At 62.0% G+C, this 18,197-nt stretch carries 19 protein-coding genes; 4 read left to right on the top strand and 15 right to left on the bottom strand.

All coding sequences use genetic code 11. The annotated features are described in order from the left end of the window. The first annotated feature begins 379 nt into the window (after positions 1–379). Entirely contained in the window at positions 380–1,228 is an 849-nt protein-coding gene (gene trpC / locus AC0L3X_RS27770; protein ID WP_473317021.1) for an indole-3-glycerol phosphate synthase TrpC, read from the top strand. Positions 1,229–1,961: 733 nt separating this feature from the next. Here the strand turns inward: trpC and AC0L3X_RS27765 are convergent. Beyond that, on the bottom strand, positions 1,962–2,366 hold the full coding sequence (locus AC0L3X_RS27765; protein ID WP_063981765.1) for a hypothetical protein: 405 nt from the start codon (positions 2,364–2,366) through the stop codon (positions 1,962–1,964). 403 nt (positions 2,367–2,769) lie between these two features. Here AC0L3X_RS27765 and AC0L3X_RS27760 point away from each other — a divergent pair, with 403 nt between their 5' ends. Both AC0L3X_RS27760 and AC0L3X_RS27755 read left to right on the top strand, forming a co-directional pair. Then, the gene (locus tag AC0L3X_RS27760) at positions 2,770–3,507 is read left to right on the top strand and encodes a sensor histidine kinase (RefSeq protein ID WP_441279953.1); all 738 of its coding nucleotides are present in this window, start codon (positions 2,770–2,772) and stop codon (positions 3,505–3,507) included. Positions 3,508–3,594: 87 nt separating this feature from the next. Further along, complete coding sequence (locus tag AC0L3X_RS27755; protein WP_063981767.1) at positions 3,595–4,221, top strand: response regulator; 627 nt, start codon at positions 3,595–3,597, stop codon at positions 4,219–4,221. A 522-nt stretch (positions 4,222–4,743) separates the two neighbouring features. Here AC0L3X_RS27755 and AC0L3X_RS27750 read toward each other — a convergent pair. The 7 genes from AC0L3X_RS27750 to AC0L3X_RS27720 all read right to left on the bottom strand — a co-directional run bounded on the left by AC0L3X_RS27750 (position 4,744) and on the right by AC0L3X_RS27720 (position 12,085). After that, on the bottom strand, positions 4,744–7,872 hold the full coding sequence (locus AC0L3X_RS27750) for an efflux RND transporter permease subunit (RefSeq protein ID WP_063981768.1): 3,129 nt from the start codon (positions 7,870–7,872) through the stop codon (positions 4,744–4,746). Continuing rightward, a complete protein-coding gene (locus AC0L3X_RS27745; protein ID WP_063981769.1) occupies positions 7,869–9,113 on the bottom strand; it encodes an efflux RND transporter periplasmic adaptor subunit in 1,245 nt (414 codons plus the stop codon). The genes AC0L3X_RS27750 and AC0L3X_RS27745 overlap by 4 nt, the downstream gene beginning before the upstream one ends. 35 nt (positions 9,114–9,148) lie before the next feature. Further along, on the bottom strand, positions 9,149–9,634 hold the full coding sequence (locus AC0L3X_RS27740; RefSeq protein WP_063981770.1) for a DUF992 domain-containing protein: 486 nt from the start codon (positions 9,632–9,634) through the stop codon (positions 9,149–9,151). Beyond that, positions 9,635–10,234, bottom strand: a complete 600-nt coding sequence (locus AC0L3X_RS27735) for a hypothetical protein (RefSeq protein ID WP_063981771.1) — start codon at positions 10,232–10,234, stop codon at positions 9,635–9,637. After that, positions 10,231–11,367, bottom strand: a complete 1,137-nt coding sequence (locus tag AC0L3X_RS27730; RefSeq protein WP_063981772.1) for an AI-2E family transporter — start codon at positions 11,365–11,367, stop codon at positions 10,231–10,233. The genes AC0L3X_RS27735 and AC0L3X_RS27730 overlap by 4 nt, the downstream gene beginning before the upstream one ends. 51 nt (positions 11,368–11,418) lie before the next feature. Further along, positions 11,419–11,655 (bottom strand): hypothetical protein, encoded by a 237-nt coding sequence (locus AC0L3X_RS27725; protein ID WP_071911297.1) that lies wholly within the window; start codon positions 11,653–11,655, stop codon positions 11,419–11,421. A 232-nt stretch (positions 11,656–11,887) separates the two neighbouring features. After that, the gene (locus AC0L3X_RS27720; protein ID WP_063981773.1) at positions 11,888–12,085 is read right to left on the bottom strand and encodes a DUF6894 family protein; all 198 of its coding nucleotides are present in this window, start codon (positions 12,083–12,085) and stop codon (positions 11,888–11,890) included. 241 nt (positions 12,086–12,326) lie between these two features. On the opposite strand from AC0L3X_RS27720, the gene AC0L3X_RS27715 reads away from it, so the two are divergent. After that, the gene (locus AC0L3X_RS27715) at positions 12,327–13,037 is read left to right on the top strand and encodes a Bax inhibitor-1/YccA family protein (RefSeq protein ID WP_063981774.1); all 711 of its coding nucleotides are present in this window, start codon (positions 12,327–12,329) and stop codon (positions 13,035–13,037) included. A 6-nt stretch (positions 13,038–13,043) separates the two neighbouring features. On the opposite strand, the gene AC0L3X_RS27710 is transcribed toward AC0L3X_RS27715, so the two are convergent. From AC0L3X_RS27710 to AC0L3X_RS27680, 7 genes are all read right to left on the bottom strand, one after another. After that, positions 13,044–13,547: a DUF1269 domain-containing protein gene (locus tag AC0L3X_RS27710; RefSeq protein ID WP_028152030.1), complete on the bottom strand. Its 504-nt coding sequence runs from the start codon at positions 13,545–13,547 to the stop codon at positions 13,044–13,046. A gap of 187 nt (positions 13,548–13,734) precedes the next feature. Next, entirely contained in the window at positions 13,735–15,483 is a 1,749-nt protein-coding gene (locus AC0L3X_RS27705) for a complex I subunit 5 family protein (RefSeq protein WP_084795342.1), read from the bottom strand. A gap of 23 nt (positions 15,484–15,506) precedes the next feature. Further along, a complete protein-coding gene (locus AC0L3X_RS27700; RefSeq protein ID WP_063981776.1) occupies positions 15,507–15,848 on the bottom strand; it encodes an NADH-quinone oxidoreductase subunit K in 342 nt (113 codons plus the stop codon). Continuing rightward, positions 15,845–16,774, bottom strand: coding sequence for an MnhB domain-containing protein (locus tag AC0L3X_RS27695; protein ID WP_245328575.1), 930 nt, complete (start codon positions 16,772–16,774; stop codon positions 15,845–15,847). Before AC0L3X_RS27695 ends, AC0L3X_RS27700 begins: the two co-directional genes overlap by 4 nt. A gap of 11 nt (positions 16,775–16,785) precedes the next feature. Next, positions 16,786–17,079 carry a cation:proton antiporter gene (locus AC0L3X_RS27690; protein WP_028152034.1) on the bottom strand — a complete coding sequence of 98 codons (294 nt, stop codon included), beginning with the start codon at positions 17,077–17,079 and terminating at the stop codon, positions 16,786–16,788. Next, positions 17,076–17,366, bottom strand: a complete 291-nt coding sequence (locus AC0L3X_RS27685; protein ID WP_063981778.1) for an MrpF/PhaF family protein — start codon at positions 17,364–17,366, stop codon at positions 17,076–17,078. The genes AC0L3X_RS27690 and AC0L3X_RS27685 overlap by 4 nt, the downstream gene beginning before the upstream one ends. Next, a complete protein-coding gene (locus tag AC0L3X_RS27680) occupies positions 17,359–17,880 on the bottom strand; it encodes a Na+/H+ antiporter subunit E (RefSeq protein ID WP_063981779.1) in 522 nt (173 codons plus the stop codon). Before AC0L3X_RS27680 ends, AC0L3X_RS27685 begins: the two co-directional genes overlap by 8 nt. Between the last annotated feature and the right edge of the window lie 317 nt (positions 17,881–18,197).

Here is an 18,197-nt window from a genome sequence, read left to right as displayed (position 1 = left end):
GGGCGTTACTCGATGAATCTCCGATAGCGACGCCCATTGATCGCAGCGCGGGACGAAATCTTCCAATAGCCGGCATGTATGGTTTCCATAGCAGCGGGGAATACTGCTGCGATGGTGCTGTCCGCAAAAGGCATCGCACTGCGCGGCGAGCGGGCGCGGGCTCATTCAGGTTCGACAATTGCTTCCAAGAGCGAAACTGACGCGCGCATTTGGCGCATTGATCGGCGGCGCGAGCGTTTTGAACGAGCTCGCGCATGCGTACCAACGCGAAGGGCTAATAAAGAGGAAGTGAGTAAGCGTCGATAATGATTGATTTGTACCGATCCGTCGAAACAGCGCAGATGGTCGAATGACAGGTAAGTCCACGAACAGGTCGATGATGTCAGACATCTTGAAGAAAATCGAAGCCTATAAGCGCGAGGAGATCGCCGCCTCCAAGCGTGCTCATTCTTTCGCGAGCATCGATGCACGCGCCAAGGCGGCGGCGCCACCGCGCGGCTTCGTCCGTGCGATCAAGGAAAAGCATGGCGGCGGTGACTATGCGCTGATTGCTGAGATCAAGAAGGCTTCGCCATCGAAGGGCCTCATCCGCGCCGATTTCGATCCGCCGGCCCTGGCAAAGGCGTACGAGGCCGGGGGCGCGGCCTGCCTCTCGGTGCTGACCGATACTCCGTCGTTCCAGGGGCATCTCGACTTCATGGTCGCGGCGCGCGCGGCGACCAATCTGCCGGTGCTGCGCAAGGATTTCATGTTCGACACCTATCAGGTCGTCGAAGCCCGCGCTCACGGTGCGGACTGCATCCTGATCATCATGGCCGCGCTCGATGACGCCGCCGCCAAAGATATTGAGGACGCCGCCATCGCGCTTCAGATGGATGTGCTGGTCGAGATCCACGACCGAGCCGAACTCGAGCGGGCGCTGAAACTCCGCTCGCCGATGGTCGGCGTCAACAATCGCAATCTCCGTACCTTCGAGACCACGCTCGCGACCAGCGAGGCGCTAGCGCCGCTTATCCCGGAGGAGCGGCTGATGGTCGGGGAAAGCGGCATCTTCACGCCGGACGATCTGACCAGGCTCGAGCGTGTGGGACTGTCGACCTTTCTGGTCGGCGAGAGCCTGATGCGCCAGCCCGATGTGACGGCGGCAACCCGCGCGCTGCTGGTGCGGGACACGCCGGCGACGGCGGCGGGAATACGTTCCAGCCGAGTCGCACCATCCTCTCAATAGGCGACTGCATCTGGGGGGCTGCTGTGGGTCCCCGACTTGAGCCTACCGTTCGACGAGCTGCCGGGTTCAGGCGGACGATCGGAGCGAATATCGCAGATTTGCGTCGTGTGTGGAAAGGCGGTAGCGGTCCCTTGACTCGAACCCCCGACGCTAGTCGTTGACGCACCTGCGTTAAGGCTGGTTACGCAGGGGCCGTTGTCGTTAGTAGTGCGACGAATATGAGGGGCAGGTGGAGGCGCGAAGGCGGCTAATGACTCCATGCCTTCATAGTGCCGCGAAGCCACAGCGCCGAGACTTGCCCAGTTAGCTGACCACCGATTGACCACCGAACCGCCCTCAACAAACAGCGATAGAGGTGGTCAACCAGGAGCGAAGTTCACTGTTTTTGTTGAACTTTTCGGTTGCTACTTACGTTCGGGACGCAAGGGGCGCGCGTGCTGGGCGCGCGATCAAGCGATTTACATTTCGGCCATAACGTATTGATTTTGCTAGTGCTGTTCTGGTTGCCTTTTACAGCTAAGTGCCTGAAATCTCTTTTAGAGAATGAGACTCTTAATCAGCGGGTCCCAGGTTCGAGCCCTGGTGCGCCCACCATATCGAAAGCCCTATTAGCGCGGGGTTTTTCCATTTCAGGCGACAGAGCAAAGCGCGTATCGTGCGACGCTTTTGGTGGTCGGACATCGCACCGTGCGTCGACTTGGCGATGTTCGCGAGATGTTCTTGCTGGTTCGCATCACCATCGCGCTCGCCATCTCGCATGGTGGCCAGTATCGTCCATGACTTGTCGCACGCCCACAAGAGCGTCGCGTTTCGTCGCAGTTGTGACGTTTCGCTGGCCAACGTCGAGGATGTCCCTGGCGAGATAGGCGCACAAAAACGCTGCCAGCGCCGTGACTGACATGTAGACCGAGACTGGCCAGCTCGCGTCGCCACTCCACTGCACCAGCAGCGTCGAAATCAGTGGCGTAAAGCCGCCGACGACAGCGCCGCTGACTTCTTTTGCGAAGACGAGACCAGTGTAGCGGATCCGCGTGTCGAACAGCTCCGAATAGAACGCCGCGATGGATCCGGGGATCGATGCGACGCCGAAAGACAAGCCGACGATGCCTCTGTTGATTTCCGAATTACGGAATTTCAAAGAGGTGGCCCGGGCGGAATATGGAAAGACGTCTTACCTAAACAGCGGCGGACTGTTCTGCGGCGCAACACCCTCGCCGGGCCGCTCGATTGCTGCCGCCGCCGTCAAGCGGGCGATGACACAGCGCGCAGATTGACGGACGCGTCTTCATAATCGCGTTTTCGCCGACCCGCATGCTGCTCCTTACCTGTAGCTCCTTGATTTGAATCAGGGAGCATCGCGCCAAATTTGGGATGCTCGGCACACGACGGGGATTGGCTGCCTAGAGGATTTCTACGTAGTGGCTTATACTGATTGCGTGGTCGGTGTGTCGCGGCGGTAGGCTAAATTTATCGGAGAGTTGTCTGCATATGCCAGGAAACTAGCGGTGCGAAAGTTAGCACTGCAGGAAGGCGAGTGTATCATGTCCCTTCAGGAGACACCGGTCAGCCGACATGTTCGAAATGCCTCCGGAGGATCGAGGCGTGCGCGCAAGGCGAATTCCGAACGGCTCGCTCTGCAGGAAGAAGTTCATCGTCAAATTGCTTCGGAGCTTCACGATTCAACGTGCCAGCATCTGGTGGCGGCGAGCCTCATTCTGATGCAAGTAAGGAGTGCGCTAGGCGATCCTCTGAAGGCGACGAGACATTGCGATCAGCTCGACATCTCGATCGATCGCGCTATGAAGGAATTGCGGTCTCTCACATATCTGCTTCACCCTCAGGACCTGTTTGAACGAGGGCTCAGGACGACAATCGAGCAATTCGCAGAAGGCCTCGCAGCCCGAACGCCGCTGAATATTGAGGTGTCGATATCGTCCGCGGTCGACGGCCTGCCATACGGGGCGCAGCGAGCGTTGCTGAGAATTGTTCAGGAGGCCCTGACGAACGTTTACCGCCACGCCAAGGCGACACAGGTCGCCATAACTATCGGGGTGAGGGACAGGAAGTTCAAGCTCGAGGTTCGAGACGACGGACAAGGCATGGTCGCTGCAGATGGTGCATGCCGCTTTCGTCCGTGGGCACCCGGAGCGGGAATCCGTATCATGCGAGCTCGATTGCAAGAGATGGGAGGGCAGCTTGAGATATTATCGGCACCCACAACGCTGCGGCGCGGAACCATCCTGCGTGCGACCTTTCCATGCGCTCTTGCGCGCGAGTGAGATGGCCCGGTTGGAGATGCTGCTGAAACGCAGCGCCCATAGCTCGTCCAGGTTCTCTTGCGACAAGATCATCGAGGCGGCCCTCTCATGAAACGAATTCTCATTGCTGATGATCATGATGCTGTTCGATCCGGGCTACGGGCGGTCCTCGAGCAGCGGCCGGGTTGGATGATTGTCGCCGAGGCGTCCGACGGAAGATCGGCATTTGAGGCCGCTCTCAAAGAGCGGCCCGATGTTGCGATCGTCGACTTCTTCATGCCGCGCATGACGGGACTGGAAATAACTCGAGGAATAAAAAAACATCTCCGCGAAACTGAGGTGCTGATCTTTACCGCGCACGAGTCCGGAGTGCTGGCTCAAGAGGCGCTTCAGGCGGGTGCGCGCGCGTTCCTGGTCAAGTCGGACGCAAACAAGCTGCTGTTGGCTGCCGTTGAAGCGCTAATGGCACGTAAGCCATTCGTTGGCGGACGATTTTGTGGTCAGTCGGGTCGAGAAGACGAAGCTGGCGAGGGGCATGTGAAGCTGTCTCCGCGAGAGCGGCTCGTTGTCAAGCTTGTGGCCGAGGGGTACAGCAACAAGGGTATCAGCGCGATGCTGAGCTCAAGCGTGAAGACCACGGAAACGCATCGGGCGTCGGCCATGGGAAAACTGGGGGTCAATTCGATAGCTGGACTGGTCCGCTACGCGATCAGAGCTAAATTGATTGAAGAGTGAACGAAATCAGCGGCTGCCGGCCCGCCGCGCTTCGCAACCGATCGCGGCGGTGAAGCAGAGCTGATCGCTGCGGAGCGCAGCTCTGTCCTTTCCCGTCCGCAAAGGGATCGCGGACGGTCACCTCCACCGCCACCCGCAATGGCGGCGACCGCGATGCCACCAGCAAACCCAACGGCGCCTGCGCGGTCGCGACCGCCCCCAACCGGGGCCATGCGGAGGACCCCACTGCGCCTGCGTTGCGATATCCGTGGTTATCGCGGCCCGTCCCAGATTTGCGGCGACCGGTATTGCCTCCGCTGACGCGATGAAACGAACGCCGATTGCGCCGACAGCTGCGGCGGCGACGGCGCCCTGCGCAAAACCAAGGAAGGCACGACGTGTGGGAGCGTTCATTGTTCTTCTCCTCTCTTCTTGTCACGCAGTTTCAAGTACGGACTACGGTAGCGGGGAACGGCAACGCCGGCATCCAACGAAACCCTGAGCAACAGGCTCGGCGTATTCCCGCCGTCCTGGATACTCGGGTCATGTGGTTCGCGCCGGGACCGGTCGTGCCTTCGCACGCTCGCGCAGGCGCTGAAACGTGACGTAGAGCATCGGCACCATAAAAATCCCGATTGAGCTTGCGGCGAGCATGCCGGCAAAGACAGCGGTCCCGACCGCCCTGCGGCTCAGCTCGGCGGCGCCGGTTGCGAGTACGAGCGGGAGGAGTCCGAGAATGAAGGCAACCGAGGTCATCATCACCGCGCGGAACCGCATATGCGCCCCCTGGATCGCGGCCTCCGCAAGCTCTGTGCCGGCTTCCCGTCGTTCCTTCGCGAATTCCACGATCAGGATGCCGTTCTTGGCGGCAAGCGCGATCAGCACCACGAGGCCAATCTGGCCGTACAGATCGAGATTGAGGCCGGCGATTTTAATGCCGATATATGAGCCTAGAACGCCGACAACGACGGAGAGCAGCACCGGGATCGGGATCACCGTGCTCTCATACAGCGCCACCAGGAACAGATAGGCGAACAGCACGGCGAGCGCGAGCACCACCCCGGTTTGTCCTGCTGCCTGTTGCTCCTGATAGGCGGTGCCGGTCCACTCGAAACTGTAACCTGCAGGCAGCACGTTGTTGGAGATCTCTGCCATCGCTGCCATCGCGGTGCCGGACGAGACGCCTGGCGCCGGGCTGCCGTTCACCGTCACTGAACGATAATTGTTGTAGCGGGTAATGACCTGAGGCCCGGTTACGATCTTGATGCCGGCGAGCGACCGCATCGGAACCATCTGACCCGTGCTATTGCGGACATAGATGCGCCAGATATCGGAAAGGTCGGCGCGATCGAGCGCCTCCCCCTGCACATTGACCTGCCAGGTACGTCCATAGAGGTTGAAATTGTTGACGTAGATGCCGCCAAGCGTCGCCTGAAGGGCCGTGAAGATATCGCTGATGGTCACGCCAAGCGCCTGCGCCTTACGTCGATCGATGTCGAGATAGATCGATGGATTGGTCGCGGTGAAGGTCGAGAACACTCGCGTCAGCCGCGGATCGGCATTGGCCGCTCCGATCAACGCACCCGTGACACTGGAGATCGCGGCGGGGTTCTGTCCTTCCAGCGCCTGGAGCTGGTACTCGAACCCGCCTGAGGTGGAGAGTCCGATGATCGGCGGCATATTGAACGGCAGTACATTGGCCTGCCGGATTTGCGCGCCGGCTGCGTAAGTCTGCCGGATCAGCGCCTGCACCGAATCCGCGGCCGCCTTGCGATCGGCAAACGGCTTGAGGCGCGTCACCACCAGCGCGCTGTTGGGCTCGGACGCCCCGTCAAGCAGGGAGAAACCGATGATGGCCAGAACATGGTCGACGGCCGGCATCTCCTTCAGGACGTCCTCGATCTGTTTGGTGACTTCACTGGTCCGCGCAACGGATGCACCGTCCGGCAACTGCACCGAAGTGAAGAAAGCGCCCTGGTCTTCCTCGGGGAGGAACCCTGTCGGCGTCAGGTGCGACATCCCGAAAATGCCGGCTGCGAACACGGCCACCAGGATGAGGGAGAGACTGGCCACGCGCAGCAGCCGTCGTACGCCGCTGCTATAGCGATCGCGGATCCAGTCAATGCCGCCAAGAACGTGGCCGATCATGCCGCGCCGGGGTCCAGTATGCCGCAGGAACAGCGCGCACAAGGCGGGCGACAAGGTCAGCGCATTCAGTGACGAAATCATCATGGCGGCGCTGATCGTCACCGCAAATTGCCGAAACAGCGTGCCGGAAATGCCGGGAATGAAGGCGATCGGAACAAAGACGGAGAGCAGCACCAACGTGATCGCGATGATCGGTGCCGTGATCTGCGTCATCGCCTTCTTGCTTGCCTCGACTGGCGAAAGATCCGGTTCCTCCTCCATCACTCGCTCGACGTTCTCCACGACGACGATGGCGTCATCCACGACGATGCCGATGGCGAGCACCATCGCGAGCAGTGACACGGTATTCGCGGAATAGCCAAGCATCAGCAGCACCGCGAAGGTGCCGACCAGGCTGACCGGTACGGCAATGGCTGGTATCACCGTGGCCCGAAGATTACCGAGGAACAAATAAACCACGATCACGACCAGGACGAAGGCCTCTCCCAGTGTCCGCAGAACCTCCGAGATGGTGTCCCGTACGAAGCTCGTGGAATCGTACTGCACGAGATAGCTCAACCCCGTCGGGAATCGCTTCGATAGCCGCTGCATCGTCGCCGCGACCGCCTGCGCCGTCGTCACCGCATTGGCGCCCGGCGCCAGATAGATCGCGAGAGGCACCGCGGCGCGCCCGTCGATCCGCGCTTCGCTGTCGAGGTTCTGCGCGCCAATCTCGACCCGGGCGACGTCCTTGACGAGCAGCGTCGAACCATCCGGGTTGGCGCGCAGCACGATATTGGCGAACTGGTCGACCGTCGCGAGCCGTCCCAGGGTCTGGACGTTGAACTGGAATTGCTGGTCGTCGCTGATTGGACGCGCGCCGATGCGGCCGACCGGCGCCTGGACGCTTTGCGTTCGAATTGCCGCGATCACGTCCGAGGGCGTGAGATTGAGGCTGGTCAGCCGCTGCGTATCGAACCAAATCCGCATCGAGTAGTTCATCTTGGCGAACAGGTGAGCTTGGCCGACACCGGGCGTGCTGGAGATCGCATCGAGTATGTTGATGATCGCGTAGTTGGTGATGAACAGCGGATCTTGCTGGCCGTCGGCACTGTAAAGCACCAGAAATTGCAGGATCGCCGACGATTTCTTTTGCACGGTCACGCCCTGCTGCTGCACCTCGGTGGGCAATTGCGACAGCGCGCTCTGCACCCGGTTGTTTACATTGACGGTGTTGATATCGGGATCGGTGCCAAGTGCAAATGACACCGTCAGGGTGTAGCTGCCGTCGTTGCCGCTCGTCGATTTCATATAGAGAGCTCGGTCGACGCCGATCACTTGCGCTTCGAGCGGTTGAGCGACGCTGGCCTCCACGACCTCGGCAGATGCGCCGGGAAAGGTCCCGGCAACCGTGACCTGCGGTGGCACAATGTCCGGAAATTGCGCCACCGGGATCCGTGTCAGCGCGAGCGCACCTGCAATGGTGATGATGAAGGCCACGACCATCGCAAGTCGCGGGCGATCGATGAACACGGCGGACATCATGGCTTTTTGTCCCCCGGGCGCGGATCAGTTGAACCGCCATGGTCTGGCTGCGAAGGCGCGTCGCCTGTGCCGGCCTTCATGCTCGACTGGATCAGCGCGCTCGCCGGGCCCGGAGAAACCGCCTGACCTGGACGAACTCTTTGCAGGCCTTCGACGATGACCTTGTCGCCCGCCGCGAGGCCGCTGATGACGGAGGCGATAGTGGGCGTCGATTGCCCCAGCTTGATGCGGCGTTGTTCGGCCTTATCGCCGGCGCCAACGGCGAGGACATAGTCACCCTGCTGGTCGGACAGCACCGCCGAACGCGGGACCGCCAGCACTTCGATGGGCTGGACACCTTCCAGCAAGACCGTGACGAACTCGCCGTCAGTCAGTTCGTGAACGGTTACGCCCGCGGCGGACGGCGCGCGCAGGATCGGGTTGGCGATCTCGCCGCGCACGGTGATCGTGTCCGTGTTCTGGGCGATGGTGTTGTCGACAAAATCCAGCTTGCCGGACTTGCCATACATGCGGCCATTGGGCAGCCGCAGCCGGATCACCACGGCTTCCAAGCCTCCCTGCGGACCATAGCGTTCGCGTAGTTCGAGCCCCTGGCGCAACGGCACCGGGAAGGTGACGTACATCGGATCCTGGCTGACGATCGTGGTCAGGACGCCCGAGCTGGGACCGACGACATTGCCTTCGGTCACGGCCGTACGTCCGATCTTACCGTCGATCGGCGCGCTGATCATGGTGTAGTCGAGGTTGATCTGTGACGCATCGACTTGTGCCTGCGCGGCCTGGACCTGGGCTTCCAGGCTGCGTTGGTTGGCGATCGCCGCGTCGTAGGTCGATTGCTGACCGGCCGGCCCGCTGAGCAGCGTACGCGCCCGGTCGGTCGTCAGCTTGGCGTTCTCGAGCATCGCTCGGAGCTGGGCCACCTGCGCCTGCTTTGACGCGAGATCGGCCTCGAACGGACCGCGCTCAAGCCGGTAAAGCGGGTCGCCCTTCTTGAGCTCGGCACCCTCGACGAACAACCGCTGCTCCAGGAATGCGGTGACGCGAGCCACGACATTGACGCGATTGACCGCCTCGATCCGCCCGAGAAATTCGTTGGTCTCGGTGATCGGTCGTCTGATCGCTTCCACGATGCCGACAGCGGGCGGAGGGCCTGCCGCTGGCTGTGTCCAGCCCGTGCCGCCAGCGATGAATGTCAGGAAACCCGCCGCCAGCATCCTGACCGAGACGTCCGCAAGGTCCATTTTCCGCTCCTTGCTCCGGGGGGCGGGACAAGCCGCTATCCCGGTCCGCGCGGGCCGAGTGTCAGGTTCGTAACGCCCGCCGCAAGGTTCAATCCGATCGATCGCTCGATCGACAGAGGCTGGAGCGTAATCGTCCGGCGAGAGCCTCCGATCAGAACGTTCGCTCCGAGACCGGGGCCGAACGCGACATTGCCGCTCGCCCCCACGTAGTTCCCGCGCAGCGTGCCGGGGCCGACGCGCGAGTTCCTGGCGAAGACGGCCCATGAGAGGGTTCCTGCGCTGGTCACGCCGATGTCGAGACCAACGCGCCTGATCCGTCCGTCGTAGACGTACTGCCGGGCCGGGCGTCTCGTGATGAATATACAACGAAGCTCCTGCGCGGAGCCAAGCACCAGCCCAACGCGCGGAGTGCTGGTGCATATGAGACGGCCGACCCTGAACGCCTCGGCGCGTGCGGGCAGGGCGTCGGCGCACATCAAGGCGGATCCAGAGATGATCGCAAGAAGCAGGTTAATGCGCATTCAGGCCTCCATTTGACTTCCGGTGTCGGTGGGCGAACTCCCTGGGCTGCGATCCTGGCGAAGCCAGAACGTGATGCCGAGGCCGATCAGCAGGACGGCGCCCAACAGGAAGAAGATGATGGATTGCTGTAACCAGGATATCGCCGGAACCGTGACGCCCATCGCAAGGCCGAGGAAGGCAATTTGCGGCGACAGAAGACTGACGCCGGCGAGGAAGGTGCCGAGCGCAAGTAACGTGAGAAGGACGAGGCTGGTTGCCGGCGTCGGCAACAATTGCTGAACGCCTGACACCAGCATGATGTTCATCGTGACCAGGACGGCAACCCAGTGCAGCGCCTGGGTCCAGATCAGTCGCCACCGGGCCTCCTTGCCATCGACCTCCGGCCATTTGTTGATGACGCACACAACGCCGATGGCAAGCGCGAGAAATTCCCAATAGCCAACGAGAGGCTGGTGAGAGGCGTTGGTATAGGCGACGCCCGCGACGGCGAGCACCAGTGCGATGATGTAGGGAAGTTGCTGCCACAGAAAATGTGTCATCCGCGCGTGCGCCGGGGATGGCTCCATTCCATTGTTCCGTTCGGCTCGAATCTCGCTCATGGCGCGCCCATTTGCGATGGTCCCTTGTTGGACATGCGACCGCTGCTATCGCCGAGGTAATCCTCGACGTAGAATCTAATGATCGCGACCCGGCCGACGGCGACCAGCGGCATGGCGAGTGCGATACCCATCACGCCTAGCATTGCGCCCAACAGTACGATCGCGACCAATGTCCATGCGGGAGGAATTTCGACCGCCTGGCGCTGGATCAACGGGCCTATCACATAGCCCTCGATCGATTGAATGATTGTGTAGATGACGACGGCCCAGATCAGCAGCGATGCGCCGAGCGGCATCGCGACAAGCGCGATCGGGATCGCGGCAAGGATGGGTCCCAGATACGGAACGAAGTTGGAAAGGCCCGCCTGGAGCCCAAGCACGAAGGGGCCGGGAAGCCCGATCAGATAGAGCGCGACCCACACGCACAGTGTCATTAGGATGATGCGGATCAGCTGTCCGACGAACCACAGCCGCAGGACGTTTCCCATCTCGTTCATTACGGCGCGTGTTCGGGCGCGATAGGAAGGCTTCGCCAGCATGACCAGACTCTCGCGATGGCTGGTGGGATCAAAGGCGAAGAGGATACCGAGGAACGCGATCACCAGCACACCGGTCAGAAAGCTCGACGCTCTGCCAACGACCAGCTGGGCGTGGCTGAAGAACCGGCCTTGATCGGACAGCAGCCATTGCGCGAAATCGCGCCCCGATTCCGGACCAAGCAGATCGACGCCGTAGGTCAGAAGGCGTTGCTGCAAGACGTCGAACTGGGTGTCCATGACCTTCAGCAGGATGCGTGTTTGCTCCGGCAGCTTGCCGCCTCCCCAGACGAGGCCTAGTCCGACCAAGGTGGTGAGCAGCAGCAGCACGAATGTCAGCCGCCAGACACGATTGAGGGGAATTAGTAGCGCCAGTGCGCGTGCGGCGGCATCCAGAAAGGCAGCAAACAGTACGCCTGCGAAGATGATGAGAAGACTCGAGGCGGTTTGCCATACGAGGAAGAGAGCAACGCAAGTGGCGAGCAGGGCGAGACCCGTTGCGAGAAAGCCGCGCCGCCTGTCGGTCATGCCCTGGTCTGGAGGCTCACGGACCACGACCTCGCGCGGTTGCTCTTGTCCTGTCCTCACGTCGCTCATCGATCGGGTGTCTCGGCGGCGGATTGCGATGACGAACTGTCGCGCCGGGGCTCAGGTGCGAACACGGCGGCTGCCATAATGGGGATGCGAGCCGCCGCGATGACGCCAGTAGCGATGCTTGGTGGGGTTCGTATTCGTATTTGGCGCGGCGGTGCTTGGGGCAGGTGTCGTGACCTGCTTTGGCACGGATGCGGCCGGATCGGTCGTCTGCGCCTGGGAACTGGTCGACTGCGCGGTCGCAATCGATCCGGCAAGGATCAAGGCACCGCAAATGGTCCGGACATTCATGTTTGTCTCCAACTGACCCACAACAACACTTCAGATCGAGATAGCGCCGACGGCCAACGCATAGACGCGGACGCGTGCGGCGAGCCCTCAACCCCGGAGATGAGGTGGGCGGAAGGGTCGAATTTGAACGGGGTAGGCCGGCCACCCTCGGTTACGAGACTAGAGGCAGCTTCTCGGTCGGCGCATCAGGGATTCTATGTAGAGGGCGAGGCAGGAAATCGGTCGACCGCCTCTAATGAGGACTTGCCGATCCGGGCGCAGCGGCCGGGGCGACCAGCACGAAGCTCGCGCGGAACAACTCGCCTGCCTTAGCGAGTTCAGTCGCGATATGCCTGGCGTGCAGAACGGCGGCGTCATGGTCGGCGCACTCGCATCCAATTCCGTCCGGACAAAGGCCGTTTTTGTCGACGATGTGAAAGAAGTAGCGCATGCGAACGGATTAGGCCGGTGCGTGACCAGCTTCCAGTGACAAAGGTGTAAGAGTCCAGGCAAAAAGGATGAGAAGCCAGGGGGCAACCCAAGGTTACGTTTCGGTAAGTCGCTCTGGCGGATACGGGTATCCCGAGATAGGGTGATATATCTTCCGGCGCTCGGGTGATCATCCGATGTCCCCGCAGGGGCCTGACCGCTAGCTTGGTTTGTTCATGTGAACCAATCCAAGGAGGCAAGCGATGTCGAATTATGATCCGAATCTGACTGCCTCAGGCACTGGTGGCGGCGCGCTTGCGATCGATCCCGGATTGCGCGCCTACATGCTGCGCATCTACAATTATATGGCCGCGGGCGTGGGCCTGACTGCAATTGTGGCGTGGCTGACGTATCAGCTCATGGGTCCCGCATTGCTCGAGAGCCCGTTGATGTGGGTTTTCATCCTGGCGCCACTCGGACTGGTGTTCTTCATCGGGGCGCGCATCAATACGCTGTCGGTGGAAACGGCGCGCATTCTGTTCTTCGTCTATGCCGCGCTGGTCGGCGTCTCGCTCTCGACGTTGCTGCACATCTACACCAGCGCCTCGATCACGCGCGTGTTCTTCATCGCGGCCGCGATGTTCGGGGCACTCAGCGTCTTCGGCTACACCACGAGGCGCGACCTGTCCGCGGTCGGCAGCTTCCTGTTCATGGGCCTGATCGGCATCATCGTCGCGAGCCTGGTCAATATTTTCCTGAGGTCGACGGGGCTCGATTGGTTGATCTCGATCGTCGGCGTTGGCGTCTTTGCGGGACTTACGGCCTATGATACGCAGCGGATCAAGGCGATGTACGAGAGCAGGGACGACGCGACGACGGCAGGCCGCAAGTCGGTGATCGCGGCACTGTCGCTCTACCTCAACTTCCTCAATCTGTTCATGATGCTGCTGCGCCTGCTCGGCGGCAGGCGGTAGGCGGCTTCAGGCCGCCGGCCGCTCCGCCGCGCTGGCGAGCGCATCGCGCAGGATCTTTTCCTTGGTCTCGTCCAGGGACGTTTTCAACACGACTCCGCCGGCATCCTTGATTTCCTTCAACACCTTGTCTGCGGTCATGTTCTTGATCAGGACGAAGAGCGCGGCGTTGCCGGTGTGGAGCGAAGCGGACAGCTCCTTCATGAAGGAATCGTTGATGCCGAAATCGGACAAGGCGCCTCCAAGCGCGCCGGACGCAGCGCCGACCGCGACACCGATGATCGGATTGAGGAAGAGCACGCCGACCAGGAGTCCCCAGAAGCTGCCGGTAATCGCGCCCGTCGCCGTGGTGTTGACGAGCTGGTTGAGCTTGATGTTGCCGTTCTCGGCCTTGACGGCGATCACGGCGTCACTAATGGTGATCAAATATTCCTTTTGCAGTTTGAGCAGCCGAGTTCGGACTTCTTCGGCCTTTGCTTCGGTCGGGTAAACGATTGCAACCAGATCAGACATGGAGACCTCCTGGGCATTCCCGCAGGGACCGCGGGAAGACTGATGCCAACTGCATGGCGCGGAGACTAAACGGCGAATTGCAAGCTCGGCATCCGAGAAAACCCTTGGGCGCGGGAGAGAATGTTCCGGATCATTAGAGCAGGGGAATCCCTCGGCCCGATCTGCGCGATCCGGCTGTTCTGAGCCTTCAATTTGCTGCGAACATCGACGCGGCGAGCAGCAGCGACACCAGGAGCAGGGAGATGCCCGCGGCGGACCATTGACGGAGAACTTCGTCGCCTCTTTCGATAAGGCTGCCGAATCTAAGACAGCCGCGCCGGAGCGGACCGACCACTCTCATGAGCGCTTTCCAGGCCGCGGATGAGCCCAGCGGGTGTGGCCACGGGCTGAGCAGGATCGCGAGCGCCGCCCCTCCCAGCACAGGCAGGAGCAATTTGGATAGCGCGTCGATGCCGAACAGCTTCGATGTGGCATCATACGGGACCGGCAAATACGAATCCCAGGGCAGCAAGCCAAGGAACAGAGAACAGAGGGCCAAGGCAAGTGCAGCAAGGTCCCGGCTGAGCGGTGCTGGGCCGATGAGGGCAATCGGCTGGTCTGATGGCGCGAACGCATGGGACAGGACTAGTACGACATAGGCGGTCGTGAACATTCCGCCGGCCTGGAGCACGACGGCCCACCACCACTGCCCCGTCCTCGCCGTGTCCTGGAGCAATAACTCCTTCGCGAGTGACGCTCCGCTCGGTTGAACACCCATCAAGGCGATGCCGCCAATCGCGAACGCCAGGACGCTCAAGGGCAGGGCCCGTGCGACACCTCGCAGTCCGGTGATGCGATCGTGGCCGAGCCCGGTGTAGATTGATCCGACGGCCATGAACATCGCCGCCTTGGCAGTCGCATGGGAAACCGCCTGCAATAGGCCGCCCGCCAGGGCCTGGTCACTTTCGAGCTTCCCGGACGCGCCGAACGCAAGAGGAAACATCAGGAAGAGATATCCAATCTGAGCCAGCGTCGAATATGCAATCAGGAGCTTGAGGCGCTCTTGCCGGAGAGCGACAACGCTTCCGAACACGATCGCTCCGGTTCCAAGCGCCGCGAGCAATTGTGCGGCAGCCAAGCCGGGCAAACCCGGCATGACGTCGAACCAGAGCCGCACAAGGATGAAGAACGATCCCTTCACGACCAAGGCGGACAGGATCGCGCTAGCTGCGGCCGGTGCGCCCGCGTGAGCGGGTGGCAGCCAGAGGTGCAACGGAAAGAGTGCAGTTTTTGCGAGGAGACCGGTCGTCATCAAGGCTGCCGCGATGAGCACGCCGGAGTCCGCGCTCACGCGATGCGACAACAACTCGATATCAATCGTGCCGTAGAGACCATAGAGCAGCGCGGTGCCCATCAGGTAGAGGACCGAGCCGAGCAGTGCGAAGAGCAGGTACCGCAACGCAGCCCGAAGCGTCTCCGCGCGACCGTCGAGAGAGACCAGAGGCACCGCGGCGAACGTCAGCAATTCCAGCGCAACATACAGCGTGAAGAGATCTCCCGCGATGAAGATCGTGTTCAGCGCGCCCCAGATTGCCAGAAGCAGGATCCAGAATGCGAAAGGTGCGCGCGCTTCGACAGATTGGGGACGAAAATCGGTTGCGGCAAAAATGGCGACCGCGCAGATCACGACCGCCGTCGTCGCGAGCATGACCGCTGACAATCCGTCCGCGCGGAGGGCTACGCCGAGCGGCGGTGGCCAGGCGCCGAGTAGGTAGACGAGGTGGCCGTCGCTCCGCGGCAAGAGCACGAGAACGGCGAGAGCAATCGCCAACCCGACCGGTACGACCGTGGAGGCAACCTGCCGGACGTAGCGCTCACCGAGAGCGAACGCCAGCAAGACGCCCGCGACCGGCACGACGATCGACAGCACCAGCAGGAAGCCGCCGGCGGTGGTCACCAGCGCGGGGGCGGGGGGTAGCATCAGTGACCGGACGGATCGGAGCGCGGGCTCGCCGCCGCCCGACTGTTGAGCGTCGTGGAGCCGGCGATCTGAAAAAGCCGCAGCAACAAGGCTATCGCCAGAGCCGTTGCGGAAAACGCGACCACGACTCCTGTGATCACCAGGGCCTGCGGCACCGGGTCGTTGCCAAAGCCCGCTGCGGCGCCTCGTCGCCCGACGATGCCGAACAGAAGAAACACGCCGCTGCCGAGCAGGTTGAATGCGATGATCTTGCGAAGCGGTTGCGGATTGGCGATCAGGCCGTGGAGCCCGAGCCCGACCGCCGCGGCGGCGCATAGTCCGAACACCGTCACGGCGCTCATCGCTCAGCGCTCCTTTCAGGTGCACCGGCGAGCAGCAGGCCGAGCGTCGTCGCGATCGTCAGGAGCATCGCGACCTCAATGCTCAGAATTAGCGGCTTGGCGAACGCAACGGGATAGGCAAGGAACGCCGACCCAAAACAGAGCCCGCCAAGGCCGACGGCAAGGAATAGGCCGGGGCCGCCCACCAGGATGAGACGTAGCCATCGACTGCGCACGGGCGGGGTATCCACCAACCCGGCCATGATCACCAGCAGCCACATCGATGCGAGAACCGCGCCGCCCTGAAATGCTCCGCCGGGGTGATCAGCGCCCGTCCACAGGATGTAAATGCCGACGACGATGCCGGCGGGTGGCAACAGGCGCGCAAGAAAGGCGAGAACACCATTTGGATCAGCCTGGTGGCGTGGTCCGGGACGACCGCCCCAGGCCTGATCCGACGCAAGCGACCAGACGCCGACAATGGCGAGCAGGAGCACGACCTTCTCGAGCATGGTGTCCATTCCGCGGAATGCCATGAGCACGTTGGTGACGGGGTTGGTCATTCCGGTCGCCCCGGCATTCGCGACGACGGCGGGCGCGAGCGTTGGCGCCGGATCGGGCAGCAGCAGGATCGTGACGGCCAGCGCTGCCGCGATCGACGCGGACAGTATGGCCGCGCTCAAGCGCACGATCAGGCTGGGCCCTTCCGTTGTCATCGCCTCGGTATCGCGCAGCCGGGCCGCCGCACCCAACAGCACGACGCCGCCCAGGCCTCCGCCAATTGCAGCCTCGGTCAGCGCGACATCGACGGCGTCAAGACGGACCCAGATCAGCGCAACCAGCAGTCCGTAGGCGATGAAGCCGACTGTGGCCGAATAAGTATCGGGGACGGAGATCGTCCAGATGGCGAGGCCCAGCACCACGGCGGCGAGCGCGATCTCGAACACTGTTGCGATGTTCATTTGCCTGACCCGCTCTGACGTGCCGTGCGCGCGATCAATTGGGAGACGGTGGCGCCCGCGAGCAGCACGAACATCCAGATGCTGATCAGCTTCAGTCCGTCGCGCAGGCCTCCTGTTTGGGGGAGCAGCCCGAGCACGACGAAACCCAGGCCGAGGTTATCGGCCTTGCTGAGCGCGTGCAGACGAGTCAGGGTGTCGGGAAAGCGAAGAAGGCCGACGGTGCCGGCGAAAAAGAAGAATACGCCTGCCGACACTCCCGCAACCGTGATGATGTCGCGTGCGACGCTCATCTTTCCTCCCCCGGATCGGCCCCATCGGTTTCGAGGCGGGAGAGCCCCTTCTTGACGAATGCGATGGATGCGAAAGTGGCGAGCAGTGCCAGTATCAATGCCACGTCGACGGCCGCCGGCACGCCTGTCACGGTGCCGAGCAGCAGCAAGACGGCAATGCCGGCAGTCCCGATCAGTTGCGCCGCCATCATCCGGTCGGCATCTGTCGGGCCACGCAAGATGGAGACCAGCCCGAGCCCCAGCATCGCCAGGATCAAGCCGACTGCGGCAGTGAGGAATTCAGTCATTGTAGAGGGCCCGAACCAACGCCGCTTCCTCCGCGGCAAGTTCGGCAACGACCGGTTGCTCGACGTCGAGACAGTGATAGACGAGCTGCCCGTTCTCCTCCCCGGTTGGCACTGTGCCAGGCAAAAGGCTGGTGAGTGTCGTGAACACGTTCCGTTGCATCCCGCGTGAGAGGCCGGTCGGATAGAGCACAAATCCCGGCCGCAGCGGCAGCCGGGGATCGAGCGCGCGGCGTGCGACGTCTACGCCGGCGACCACCGATTGGTATAGGAAAAGCAGCGCCAGGCGGACCATGGCAGGAATTGACCGCCGGGATCTGCTCGGCTCCAGCAGGTGCAGGCTTGTCCAGGTTGCTGCCGCGATTGCTGCCGCCGCGGCAGGAATATCTGTCGGATTGGCGCCGGCAAGCACGAGCCAGAGGCAAAGGAAAAATGTGGCTCTGAAAGTCGCAGTTCGCCACGATCCTCTAACCGCGACGACGGCACGCCCATATCGATCACCTGAGGACCCTGTCATCCCGGTTTCCTCGGTTGCTCCCGGATTGTGTCGTCCGGGTCTGCCGTGTTTTGAGGAAGCGCGTTTGCGCGCCCCAGACGAGAATTCAAACGGCGGAGCCGCGGCAGGGGTCGCGACTGCTTCACCTGACGATTGCATCATGCGTCGTGGACGGAACCGGCGACATCGGGTGATTGCCTGATCATGTCTCAGGAATCTGCTGATGGCCGAGCACGGATTCCATCCGGCGCCACCGAGTAGATTTACCGATGTTGACGGCGGACTCCTTCGGCAAAAATGCGGATGGCGGTACCGGGGAAAACGCGACTGCGGACTGA

The organism is Bradyrhizobium sp. MI1.7, assembly GCF_055811795.1.
The sequence above is the reverse complement of the archived record's forward strand: the minus strand, read 5'-3'. Positions and strand labels throughout refer to the sequence as shown.

What these genes read in the sequence shown, in the direction of transcription:
- AC0L3X_RS27715 (WP_063981774.1), top strand. Translation starts at nt 12,327, where the DNA reads ATGTCGAATTATGATCCGAATCTGACTGCCTCAGGCACTGGTGGCGGC.
- trpC (WP_473317021.1), top strand. Translation starts at nt 380, where the DNA reads ATGTCAGACATCTTGAAGAAAATCGAAGCCTATAAGCGCGAGGAGATC.
- AC0L3X_RS27760 (WP_441279953.1), top strand. Translation starts at nt 2,770, where the DNA reads ATGTCCCTTCAGGAGACACCGGTCAGCCGACATGTTCGAAATGCCTCC.
- AC0L3X_RS27730 (WP_063981772.1), bottom strand. Translation starts at nt 11,367, where the DNA reads ATGAGCGACGTGAGGACAGGACAAGAGCAACCGCGCGAGGTCGTGGTC.
- AC0L3X_RS27720 (WP_063981773.1), bottom strand. Translation starts at nt 12,085, where the DNA reads ATGCGCTACTTCTTTCACATCGTCGACAAAAACGGCCTTTGTCCGGAC.
- AC0L3X_RS27685 (WP_063981778.1), bottom strand. Translation starts at nt 17,366, where the DNA reads ATGACTGAATTCCTCACTGCCGCAGTCGGCTTGATCCTGGCGATGCTG.
- AC0L3X_RS27745 (WP_063981769.1), bottom strand. Translation starts at nt 9,113, where the DNA reads ATGGACCTTGCGGACGTCTCGGTCAGGATGCTGGCGGCGGGTTTCCTG.
- AC0L3X_RS27710 (WP_028152030.1), bottom strand. Translation starts at nt 13,547, where the DNA reads ATGTCTGATCTGGTTGCAATCGTTTACCCGACCGAAGCAAAGGCCGAA.
- AC0L3X_RS27735 (WP_063981771.1), bottom strand. Translation starts at nt 10,234, where the DNA reads ATGAGCGAGATTCGAGCCGAACGGAACAATGGAATGGAGCCATCCCCG.
- AC0L3X_RS27740 (WP_063981770.1), bottom strand. Translation starts at nt 9,634, where the DNA reads ATGCGCATTAACCTGCTTCTTGCGATCATCTCTGGATCCGCCTTGATG.
- AC0L3X_RS27755 (WP_063981767.1), top strand. Translation starts at nt 3,595, where the DNA reads ATGAAACGAATTCTCATTGCTGATGATCATGATGCTGTTCGATCCGGG.
- AC0L3X_RS27725 (WP_071911297.1), bottom strand. Translation starts at nt 11,655, where the DNA reads ATGAATGTCCGGACCATTTGCGGTGCCTTGATCCTTGCCGGATCGATT.
- AC0L3X_RS27690 (WP_028152034.1), bottom strand. Translation starts at nt 17,079, where the DNA reads ATGAGCGTCGCACGCGACATCATCACGGTTGCGGGAGTGTCGGCAGGC.
- AC0L3X_RS27750 (WP_063981768.1), bottom strand. Translation starts at nt 7,872, where the DNA reads ATGATGTCCGCCGTGTTCATCGATCGCCCGCGACTTGCGATGGTCGTG.
- AC0L3X_RS27700 (WP_063981776.1), bottom strand. Translation starts at nt 15,848, where the DNA reads ATGAGCGCCGTGACGGTGTTCGGACTATGCGCCGCCGCGGCGGTCGGG.
- AC0L3X_RS27680 (WP_063981779.1), bottom strand. Translation starts at nt 17,880, where the DNA reads ATGACAGGGTCCTCAGGTGATCGATATGGGCGTGCCGTCGTCGCGGTT.